We start from the raw sequence: 7,607 nt of genomic DNA, 5'->3' as shown, positions 1-7,607 counted from the left end.
GGCCGAGGTCGATCTGACGGGGCCGGGCGGGCGGGAGTCGCTGGACCGCCGCCTCCGGGAGGATCTGCGCAGGCCGTTCGACCTGGCGGTGGAACCGCCCGTGCGGGCGATGCTGCTCCGGCTCGGATCCGAGGAACACGTGCTGGCGCTGGCGGTCCACCACATCGCCTTCGACGCCTGGTCGAGGACGGTGGCGGTGGCGGAACTGGCGGCGCTCTACTCGGCCCGGCTCGGGCTCGCCGAGCCTCCCGCGCCGCCGCCGGTCCAGTACGCGGACTACGCGCACTGGCTCTCCCGGCGGCCGGAGGAGGGGGACCGCGCGGAGGCCGACCTGAGCTGGTGGGTCCGTGCGCTGTCCGGTCTGGAGCCGGTCCTCGACCTGCCCACCGACCGGCCCCGCCCAGCGGTCGCGGACCGGACGGGCGCGGAACTGCCGGTGGTCCTGCCCCCCGCTCTGACCGCCAAGGTGCGCGGGCGGGCCGCCGAGGTCGGCTGCACGCCGTTCATGGTGCTGCTCGCGGTCTGGCAGGAGCTGCTGGCCCGGCTGTCGGGCGTCGACGACGTGCCGGTCGGCGTGCCCGAGGCGGGACGACGGCATCCCGACACCGAGCGCACGATCGGCTTCTTCATCAACACACTGACCATGCGGACCGACCTGTCGGGTGGGCCGAGCGGCCGGGAGCTGCTGAACCGGGTGCGGGACGTGGCGTTGGAGGCCTTCGCCCGCACCGAGGTCCCGTTCGAGCGGATCGTGGACCGGCTGCGCCCCGCGCGCGACCTCTCCACCACGCCGATCTTCCAGGTCCTCCTCAACGTGATCGACACCCCGGCGGTGGCGCCGCGCTTCCCGGGGCTGACGGCGAGGGTCTTCGCACCGCCGGCGACAACGGCCAAGTTCGACCTGAACCTGGCGTTCACGGCCACCTCGTCGAGCGGCCCGGGCGACGCCGACGCGACGGGTGATGCCCACGCCCCGGGCGCCACCGGCGACACCTACGAGGGGTCGCTGATCTACCGCACCGACCTCTTCGAGCAGCACACCGCCCAGCGGATCACCGAGTGGTACGCGGTCCTTCTGGACGGCGTGCTGTCCGATCTGGACCGCCCCGTGCGCGAGGTGGCGCTGGAACCGGTGGACGGACCGCTGCTCTCCGGGCCGCGCCGGGAGTTCGACCTCACCCGGCCGCTGCACAGCCCGGTCGAGCGCTGGGCGGCCGAACGGCCCGACGCGACGGCGGTCGTGGGCCCCGACGGTGCACTCACCTACGGGCAACTGGACCGGCGGGCGCACCGGCTCGCGCACCGGCTGCTCGCGGCCGGAGCCGAACCGCACGACCCGGTCGCCGTCCTGGCCGACCGCCGGACCCCGCTCGTGGTCGCCCTGCTCGCCACCCTCAAGGCCGGCGCGACCTACCTGCCGCTCGACCCGGCCTACCCGGACGACCGGCTGGCCGACATCCTGACGACGGCGGGCGCGCGGATCGTCCTGGCTGAGCGGGAGTTCGCGGAGCGCCTCCCGCGGCGCAGCGGCTCGGACCCTGCCGCCGCCGGTCCGGAGCTGCTGATCATCGACGATCGGTCCGCCCCGGAGGGACCGCCGGAACAGCCCGACGACACGGCACCCGGCGTGCCCGTCGATCCGGCCGCCCCGGCCTACCTGATCTTCACCTCGGGCTCCACCGGCCGCCCCAAGGGCGTCACGGTCGAGCACCGGCAGATCACGCACTATCTGCACGCGGTGGCGGAGCGACTGGCGGGCTGCGACGTCGCGGGAGGCTCGTTCGCCCTGGTGTCGACCCATGCGGCGGACCTCGGCCTGACCAACCTGTTCGGGGCGCTGACCACCGGCGGCACGGTGCACCTGGTGGACCGGGAGGTGGCGACCGACCCGGAGGCGTACGGGGAGTACCTGGAGGCGCACCCGGTCGACGCGGTCAAAATGGTGCCGAGCCACCTGGAACTGCTCGCCGCCCACGGGGATCTCCGCCGCGTGCTGCCGCGCAAGCTGCTCGTCCTCGCGGGCGAGGCCTGCTCCTGGGACCTGGTGGCCAGAATCCGGACCGCGCGGCCCGAGCTGGCCGTTCAGGTGCACTACGGCCCGACCGAGACCACGGTGTCCGTGCTCGGCTGCGCCGTGGAGGAGACCCCGCCGACCCGACGTTCGGGGACGGTTCCGATCGGTCGGCCGCTGGCGGACGTGGACTGCTGGGTGGTCGACCCCGAGGGCCGGCCGCTGCCAGCCGGGGTGCCCGGCGAGCTGTGGATCGGCGGGCCGAGCGTGGCGCGCGGCTACTTCGGCCGCCCCGATCTGACCGACGAGCGTTTCGTCCCCGATCCGGTGACCGGCAAGGCGCGGTGCTACCGCTCCGGGGACCGGGTCCGGCTGACCGAGGCCGGACTGTTCGAGTTCCTCGGCCGGGTCGACGACCAGGTCAAGATCCGCGGCTTCCGGGTGGAGCCGGGCGAGGTGGCCACGGCGCTGCGGGACCTTCCGGAGCTCGCCGAGGCGGTCGTGCTGCCGGTCGGCGAGGCCCACGCCGGACGGCTCGCCGCCTGGGTGACTCCCGCGGCGCCCGCGTCCGCCGTGGACGTCGCCCGCGTGCGTACGGCCCTGCGCGGGCGACTGCCCGACTACATGGTGCCCTCGGCGATCGTCGTGCTCCCCGCGTTGCCGCTGAACCCCAACGGGAAGGTGGACAGGTCGGCCCTGCCCGCACCCGAGCCGGTGGCGAGTGCCGGGCACATCGCCCCGAGCACGCCGACCGAGCTGCGCGTCGCCCGGGCCTGGGCGCAGGTCCTCGAACCGGGCGCGGCCGACGGCACGGGCACCGGAGTCGGCGCCGGTATCGGTATCGACGACGACTTCTTCGCCCTGGGCGGTGACTCCTTCCGGGCGGTGCGCGCGGTCCGGGCCATCGACCCGACGCTACGGGTGATCGACCTGTTCACCCGGCCAACCGTTCGCGAGCTGGCCGCCTTCCTCGACGCGGCCGAGGCGGGCGGGCCCGACGGCGAACGTCGCCTGCTGCACCGGCTGGCAGGTCCGCCGCCCGGCCGGCTGCCGACCGTCACCGTGGTCTGCCTCCCCTACGGCGGCGGTTCGGCGGCCGCCTACGGCCCGCTCGCCGCGGAACTGGCCACGGCGATTCCCGGCGCGGCCGTACTGGCCGTGGAACTGCCGGGACACGATCCGGCCCGGCCGGACGAGCCGCTGCTCCCGCTGAGCGTGCTGATCGACCGGGTGGTCGCCGAGCTGGCCGAGCCGACCGGACCGGCTTCGGTAGCAGGCCCCGGCCCGGTGGTGGTGTACGGCCACTGTGTCGGCTCGGCCGCGGCCACCGAACTCGCGCTGCGCCTGGAGGCCGAGGGCGTCCCGGTGACGGGCCTGCTGGTCGGCGGCAGCTTCCCCGGTGCGCGGCTGCCGGGGCGGCTGTCGACCTGGCTGCGCGCCAAGTTCCCGGCTACCCGCTGGACCTCGGACCGGGCCTACCGGGACTTCCTGCGCACCCTCGGCGGCATCGACGACGACGGCGACGGGACCGGCAACGGCGACGGTGACGGGAACAGCGCGGCGAACGGTGAAGCGGCCGACGCGGCGCAGCGGACCATGCTGCGCGCGCTGCGCCACGACGTGGACCAGGCCCAGGGCTGGTTCACCGGCGAACTGACCAGGCCCGACGCCCGCAGGCTGCGCGCGCCGGTGCTCTGCCTGATCGGCGAACGCGACCGGTCCACGGAGCTCTACGAGGAGCGGTTCGCGGAGTGGGGGGCCTTCGCCGACCGGGTCGAGCTGGCCACCCTCCCCAGAGCAGGGCACTACTTCCTCAAGCACCAGGCCGCCCAGCTCGCCGCGCTGGTCGGCGAGCGGCTCGGTGCCTGGGCCGGCGGCCTGCTGCCGGAGCCGATCGCGGACGTCACGGTCGTCGGCGGGAGGGCGCGGCGGGACCTCAGGGACTTCTACCTCGTCGCCGCGGGCCAGACGGTCTCGCTGATCGGCAGCGCGCTGACCTCGTTCGCTCTCGGCGTCTGGGCCTACCAGCGCAGCGGGCGGGTCCTCGACTACGCCCTGATCAGCATGCTCGCGATGCTCCCGGCGATCGTCGCGGGGCCGCTGGGCGGCGCGGTGGCGGACCGGATCGACCGCCGCCGGGTGATGCTCGCCTGCGACGCCGTCTCCGCGACCGCCACGGTGTCCCTGGTCGCCGCGCTGTGGAGCGGCAGCCTGGCGCTGTGGCAGGTCGGTCTGATCGTGGGCGTCATGTCGCTGGTGACCGCGTTCCGGCGACCGGCCTACCTGGCGGCCGTCGCCCAGCTCGTGCCCAAGCCGTACCTGGTGCAGGCCAACGGGCTGGCCAACCTCGGCGCCGGTCTGGGGACGCTGATCGCCCCGCTGGCCGGCGGCGCGCTGATCGGGCTGATCGGCCTGCCCTGGGTGGTGGCCGTGGACGTCGCGTCGTTCCTGGTCGGCCTGGCCGCGCTGCTGTGGGTGCGGTTCCCCGACCGGCTCTTCCGTCGGCAGGAGGAGTCCTTCGCCCGGACCGTCGTCGGCGGCTGGCGGTTCCTGGCCCGGCGTCGTCCGCTGCTGGTCATGATCGTGTTCTTCATGGTGGAGAACTACCTGGGCACGCTCGCGGTGACGCTGACGGTCCCGAGCGTGCTCTCCTTCAGCGGCACCACCGCGGTGGGCGTGGTCACCGCGGTCGGCGGCGCGGGGGCCGTGGCGGGCAGCCTGATCGTGGCGCTCTGGGGCGGCACCGCGCGGCGGGCGACCGGCATGGTGGGGTTCGTGGGCGGCGTCGGCCTGGGGGTCGTCCTGGTCGGCCTGCGTCCGTCGGTGACGCTGGCAGCCGTGGGCGCGCTCGTCTGGTGGGCGTCCATGAGCATCCTCAACGCGCACTGGCTGGCGATCATCCAGCTCAAGGTCGGCCCGGACCTCCAGGGCCGGGTGCTCGCCACCAACCAGATGCTCGCCGTCGCGATGACCCCGCTGGCCTTCCTCACCGCCCCGCCCCTCGCCGAGTTCTTCTCCGGCACGCTGGAGCCGGGAGGGGCGCTGGCCGGCACCGTGGGCCGGGTCCTCGGTACCGGGCCCGGCCGGGGCACCGGCCTGCTCCTCGTCGCCTGCGGGGTGCTGCTGATCGTCTGGGCCGTTCTGGGCCTGTCCTACCGCCCTCTGCGGTACATGGAGGACGAGCTGCCGGACGCCGTCACCGGCGCGGAGATCGCCGAGGACCTCGACACCCTCCAGGCCGCGGCCGACCGGGCTCTGTCCGACCGCGCCCTGTCCGACCGTGCTCTGCCCGACCGTCTGTCAGATTCCTCGATCCGCGCCCGTCGTACGGATTGACGAATGATCAAGTGCAACGGTAACAAGGGCCCTGGGTGGCCGGTTGTTCGGCACGTCTGCATCCGCAATGCAAGGAGCAAGGCATGAAAGCGCACGTCAGCTCGATCCTCCTCGGTGTCCAGGACCTGGGCCGGGCCAAGCAGTTCTATACCGAGGGCCTCGGCTGGAAGATCGAGAACGACTTCGGCATCTCGGTCTTCTTCGAGTCGGACGGCGCCTCGCCGGTCGGCTTCTACGACCGCAAGGGTCTGGCCGACCAGGTGGGCACGGACGCCGAAGGCAGTGGCTTCAGTGGCCTGGTGCTGACCTACGTCGTCCGCAGCGAGGCGCGGGTGGACGAGATCATCGCGCAGGCCGCGAAGGCCGGCGCCACGATACTCAAGCCCGCCGGCGCCCTGCCCTGGGGCGGGTACGGCGGCAGCTTCGCCGACCTGGACGGCTACATCTGGAGCCTCGGCTACAGCGCCCAGGGAGCCGACCAGCCGTACGCGGAGTAGCCGCGGTCCCTTGCCCGGTGCTCGCCCGGGGCCGGTGCGGCGCGTGCCGCGCGGTCCCGGGTTCTGCGGAACTCCGCGCAGAGATGATCGCTGAGTGAACTACGGAGATTGACGAGGCATCATGCGCCGGACCTGCCGGTGGCCGTCGTCGGTGTCAGCGCGTCGTCAGTAACGGACCCGGCGGAATCAAGGAAGCATCAGGAGCAGGTCGGCGGGAATCCGGCCCGGACTAGCCTCGGGGTGTTCGAGCCGTAGAGGCGAAGGGTGTCCCACCGGAGGTGAGGTCCACGTGACCGTTCTCAGTGTGTTCCAGCGCCGGCCGCTCCACCCCGGCACCCGTGCCTGGGAGTCCGCGGGGTCGACCCTGGCGGCGATCGTCCGCAGGCTCGCCGACAGCCCGCTCGACAGCACGGTGCTCCAGGCCGTGGGCGGCGCGTCGGCCTCGGGGTCGGCCGGTGCCGCCCGCCGGGGCGGTGGGCCGAGCGCGACCTGGCGGCCGGTCGTGGCCCCGGACGGTACCCGGCGGCTCGAAGCCCGGTGGGACTCCGACCACTGAGCCGCGCGAGCGGCGGTGGGCCGGTGGCGCGGGTAGGTTCGTAGCAGGGAAACCGGCGCCGAGGGCGTCCCGAGGCGTCCCGCGCTCCCGAGGCGCCCGGCCCGTCCGTGATCGTCGGGGCTCGGTGGCCGGGAGAAGGGAAGCCCGTGGACGCCGTGATCGCCGAGGTCGTCCCGCTCGCGATGGGCATCGCCCTGTCGCCGGTCCCCGTCGTCCCGGCGATCTTCCTGCTCTTCACGCCCCGGCCCAGGGCGGCCGCCGGGATGTTCCTGGCCGGCTGGGTGGCCGGGATCCTCGCGGTCGCGTCCGCCCTCGCCGCGCTCGCGGTGTTCGTCGAGGCCCACGAGGAGACGCCGACCTGGGCGTCCTGGGCCAAGACCGGTCTCGGCACGGTGCTCCTCCTGGCCGCCGTGCGGCAGTGGCGTTCCCGTGCGGGGAAGGACACCCCGGCGTGGATGAGGACGCTCACGGATGCCACGCCCGCCAAGGCCCTGCGGCTGGGGGTGCTGCTGTCGGGGGTCAATCCGAAGGTGGTCCTGATGTCGGCGGCCGCCGGGCTGGCGATCGGCGCGGCGGAGCTGGGGTCCCTGCGGACCGTCGCTTCCGTGGCGGTGTTCACCGCGCTGTCGGCCACCACCGTCGCGCTCCCGCTGCTGCTCCACCTCGCCGCGGGCGAGCGCGTCCTCGTCCCGTTGGGCCGGGTGAGGACGTGGCTCGAACTGCACAACGGCGCCGTGACGGCCGTGGTCCTGGCGGTGATCGGCGTCCTTCTGGTGCTCGACGGGGTGTCGGGGTTGTGACCGCCGGGCCCGGGTCCGGCCTGGGGCCGGCCACCTGCGCGTACCAGGCCGGCTGGCGGTAGCTCCCCACCGGGCCGAGGCTGGTGGGGAGCAGGATCGGGCCGGTGGTGGCCCGACCGTGAGGCGGAGGCGGATCCCCCATGCAGCGTTTCCTCCATGCGCGGGAGCGGGCGTCCGGCGGGCCGAACCGCCGGGTCGGCCTCGCCGCGATCGCGCTCGCCGGCTCGGTACTGGTCGCCGCCGGGTGCGCTTCGTCGTCCACCGCCCCGTCCACGGCGTCCTCGAGCCCGTTCTCCCCGGACGCCGGCTCCTTCTCCGGAGAGCTGCCCTCCTCGGTGGCCTCCGCCAAGTCCTCGCTGCTGGAATCGGCGTCGGCGGCGGCGTCCGCGGCGTCCGCCGCCGCCTCC

The 7,607-nt window shown here is 74.3% G+C and carries 4 protein-coding genes and 1 pseudogene; all 5 read left to right on the top strand.

Annotated elements, in window-relative coordinates:
- The first annotated feature begins 13 nt into the window (after positions 1-13).
- Positions 14-5,347: an amino acid adenylation domain-containing protein gene (locus VR45_RS27045; protein WP_353612721.1), complete on the top strand. Its 5,334-nt coding sequence runs from the start codon at positions 14-16 to the stop codon at positions 5,345-5,347.
- A gap of 83 nt (positions 5,348-5,430) precedes the next feature.
- Positions 5,431-5,844: a VOC family protein gene (locus VR45_RS27040; RefSeq protein ID WP_045942450.1), complete on the top strand. Its 414-nt coding sequence runs from the start codon at positions 5,431-5,433 to the stop codon at positions 5,842-5,844.
- Between the two features lie 289 nt (positions 5,845-6,133).
- Positions 6,134-6,400 carry a hypothetical protein gene (locus VR45_RS27035; protein ID WP_159394370.1) on the top strand — a complete coding sequence of 89 codons (267 nt, stop codon included), beginning with the start codon at positions 6,134-6,136 and terminating at the stop codon, positions 6,398-6,400.
- 146 nt (positions 6,401-6,546) lie between these two features.
- A complete protein-coding gene (locus VR45_RS27030; protein WP_234326198.1) occupies positions 6,547-7,200 on the top strand; it encodes a GAP family protein in 654 nt (217 codons plus the stop codon).
- A gap of 140 nt (positions 7,201-7,340) precedes the next feature.
- Positions 7,341-7,607 (top strand): annotated as a pseudogene (locus tag VR45_RS27025) (hypothetical protein); the annotation flags it as partial.

The organism is Streptomyces sp. NRRL S-495, assembly GCF_000966955.1.
In the GTDB taxonomy this organism is placed as follows: Bacteria; Actinomycetota; Actinomycetes; order Streptomycetales; family Streptomycetaceae; genus Kitasatospora; species Kitasatospora purpeofusca.
Note: the sequence above shows the minus strand (reverse complement) of the source record. Positions and strands in the feature narration are given on the sequence as shown.